We start from the raw sequence: 2,994 nt of genomic DNA on the forward strand, positions 1-2,994 counted from the left end.
GGTGCGGGCGGGAGTGCGGACCCGGCCGGAGGCCGGGGGTCCGGCCACGGCCCCGCACCCGAGATCGTTCCGTCATGCCAGTGCCTCCCGCAGTTGTCTCCGGGCCCGCATCGCCCGTGTCTTGACCGTGCCCGGTGGGATGCCGAGCAGGACGGCGGCCTCGCGCGTGGTCAGTCCGTCGACGACCGTCGCCTGGAGGACCGCCCGCAGCTCCGGTGAGAGCCGGACGAGGGCGCCCGCGAGGTCCCCGTGCTCCACCCCGGCGAGGACGCGGTCCTCGGCGGACGCCTCCTCGCGGTGCCGCAGCCGGGCCAGTGCCTGGCGCAGCCGGCCGCGCGCGCCGTCGCCGCGCAGCGCGTCGACGAGCCGGCGGGAGCCGATGCGCCACAGCCAGCCGGCGACCTCGCCCTCCTCGCGGTAGCGCGCGGTGCCCCGCCAGACCGCGAGGAAGGTCTCCTGGACGACGTCGTCCACGATCCCGGCGTCGGCGCAGCGCCCGCGCAGCCGTGCGGTCAGCCAGGGCGCGTACCGCCGGTACAGCTGCTCGAAGGCGTGCCGGTCGCGGTCCGCCGCGATGGCCCGCAGCAGTTCCCCGTCGCTTCTCGTCTCGCTCACGTCTCCTCATCGGACGGGCCCCGCCGATCGGTTCACTCGGCCCGCGGTTGACTTTCGGGCAGCCCTTCCACCACCCTTTCACTACTCAATTAGTGAAAGGGTGGTTGTACCGATGGTCGAGTACCGCATCGACCGGCACAGCGGCGTGGCCACCTATGTGCAGATCGTCCAGCAGACCAAACAGGCCCTGCGCATGGGCCTGCTGCGGCCGGGCGACCGGCTGCCCACCGCACGCGAGGTCGTGGAGGCCACCGCCATCAACCCCAACACGGTCCTGAAGGCCTACCGCGAACTGGAACGCGAGGGTCTGGTGGAGGCCCGGCGCGGTCTCGGCACCTTCGTCCGGCGGTCCCTGGGCACCGCCCCCGCCGACTCCCCGCTGCGCAGGGAGCTCCAGGAGTGGGCGGACCGCGCCCGCGCCGCCGGTCTGGAGCGGGACGACGTGGCCGCACTCTTCACTGCCGTACTCGACACGCACTTCCAGGGAGACCCGTCATGAGCAGCGACACGGCGTTGAGGGCCGAGGCTCTGGGGAAACGGTTCGGCCTCCGTCCGCGCTGGGCCCTGCGGGACTGCTCGTTCCGGCTGCCCACCGGGCGCGTGTGCGCGGTCGTCGGCCCCAACGGCGCCGGCAAGTCCACCCTGCTCGCCCTGGCCGCCGGGCTCACCGCCGCCACCGAGGGCAGCGTGACCGTCCTCGGCACCACCCCGGCCGCCGCCCGCCCCCGGATCGGCTTCGTCGCCCAGGACAAGCCGCTGTACCCGCAGCTCACCGTCGCCGAGACGCTGCGCATGGGCGCCGACCTCAACCCCGGGCGCTGGGACGCGGCCGGCGCCGAGCGGGTCGTCGCGGGCGGCGACCTGGACCCGAAGGCCCGCGTCCGCTCCCTCTCCGGCGGCCAGCGCACCCGGGTCGCCCTCGCCCTCGCCCTCGGCAAGCGGCCCGAACTGCTGCTCCTGGACGAGCCGATGGCCGACCTCGACCCGCTGGCCCGGCACGAGCTGATGGGCACGCTGATGGCGCAGGCCGCCCAGTACGGCACCACCATCGTGATGTCCTCGCACGTCGTGGCCGAGCTGGAGGACTCCTGCGACCACCTGCTGCTGGTCGGCGGCGGCCGGATCCGGCTGGCCGGGGAGATCGACGACCTGCTCGCCGCCCATCTGCGGGTGTCCGGCGCCGCGCAGTCCACCGGCCTCGGCGCGCACACCGTGGTCGAGTCCCGGGTCACCGGCCGCCAGATCAGCGCGCTGATCCGGCCGGCCGGGCCGGTCCCCGCCGACTGGCGCACCTCCGCGCCCTCCCTGGAGGACCTGGTCCTCGCCCACCTGCGCAACCCCGAGGCGCCCGCCCTGACCCCCGCCGAGCCCGCCGGCTCCGCCCGGAACGAGGAGCACGCCGCGTGACCGCCGCCCCGACGTCCCCGGCCGCCGGCCGGCCCCGCACGGTCCGCTGGCTGCTGCGCGTGCACCGCCCCGCGCTGTACGGCTGGGCCGTCCTCGTCATCGCCCTGGCCGCCGGGCTGCTGTGGCTGCGCGGCCCGCTCGCCGACGCCGCCGCGGCGGCCTGGCACCAGTACGACACCACCTGCTGGCGCCCCACCCCGTGCCGGTACGACCAGGACGCGATCCTGCGCTACAAGGACGTCTACCAGTACACGACCCTCACCCTGCTGGCGATCCCGTTCCTGGCCGCCGCCTGGGCGGGCGCCGCCCTGACCGGCCGCGAGCTGGAGACCGGCACGGCACGGCTCGCCTGGACCCAGGGCGTCTCCCCGCTGCGCCTGCTGGCCGCCCAGCTCGCCGTCCCCGCCGCCCTGGTCGGCGCCGGTACGGCCCTGCTGGTGTGGCTGCACCGCCTGGCCTGGTCGGCGGCCGAGGGCCGCGTCGACACCGCCAAGGCCTGGTACGACCCGCTCACCTTCTACGCCAACGGCCCGGTGACCGTCGGACTCGCGCTGGCCGGTCTCCTCCTGGGCGCCCTCGTCGGGCTGCTCCTGGGCCGCTCGCTGCTCGCGCTGTGCGCCTCCGTGCCGGCCGTGGCCGCGCTGTGGATCGCCGTCCACCTGACCCTGCCGCACCTGTGGCCGGTCGCCACCGGTGTCAGCGGGCGCCGGAAGTCCCCGCACTACACGGGCATCAAGGTCGAGGAGGGCGTGATCACCGCCACGGGCGCCCACCGGCCCACCACGTCCTGCACGGGCGACGCGAGCAGCGTCTGCCAGGCCCTCAACGACGAACGCGGCATCACGGGCTTCTACGTCGACTACCACCCCCTCGCCCACTACTGGCCGCTCCAGCTGGCCGCGACCGGCGTCCTGCTCGCCCTCACCGCCCTGCTGGCCGCGCTGGTCCTCCGGCTGGTCCGGCGCCGGACCA

General features: G+C 75.4%; 4 protein-coding genes. 3 read left to right on the forward strand and 1 reads right to left on the reverse strand.

What is annotated here, in order from left to right:
• Positions 1-72: 72 nt before the first annotated feature.
• On the reverse strand, positions 73-615 hold the full coding sequence (locus CCN44_RS12205) for an RNA polymerase sigma factor (RefSeq protein ID WP_086697656.1): 543 nt from the start codon (positions 613-615) through the stop codon (positions 73-75).
• Between the two features lie 112 nt (positions 616-727).
• On the opposite strand from CCN44_RS12205, the gene CCN44_RS12210 reads away from it, so the two are divergent.
• The 3 genes from CCN44_RS12210 to CCN44_RS12220 form a co-directional block, all read left to right on the forward strand.
• A complete protein-coding gene (locus CCN44_RS12210) occupies positions 728-1,114 on the forward strand; it encodes a GntR family transcriptional regulator (RefSeq protein ID WP_059251220.1) in 387 nt (128 codons plus the stop codon).
• Positions 1,111-2,022, forward strand: a complete 912-nt coding sequence (locus CCN44_RS12215; protein WP_059251218.1) for an ABC transporter ATP-binding protein — start codon at positions 1,111-1,113, stop codon at positions 2,020-2,022. Before CCN44_RS12210 ends, CCN44_RS12215 begins: the two co-directional genes overlap by 4 nt.
• Positions 2,019-2,994, forward strand: a 976-nt coding sequence (locus tag CCN44_RS12220; RefSeq protein WP_086697657.1) for an ABC transporter permease, incomplete at its 3' end; no start/stop codon positions are given. The genes CCN44_RS12215 and CCN44_RS12220, both read left to right, overlap by 4 nt.

This window comes from Streptomyces tricolor, from assembly GCF_002155905.1.
Classification (GTDB): domain Bacteria; phylum Actinomycetota; class Actinomycetes; order Streptomycetales; family Streptomycetaceae; genus Streptomyces; species Streptomyces tricolor.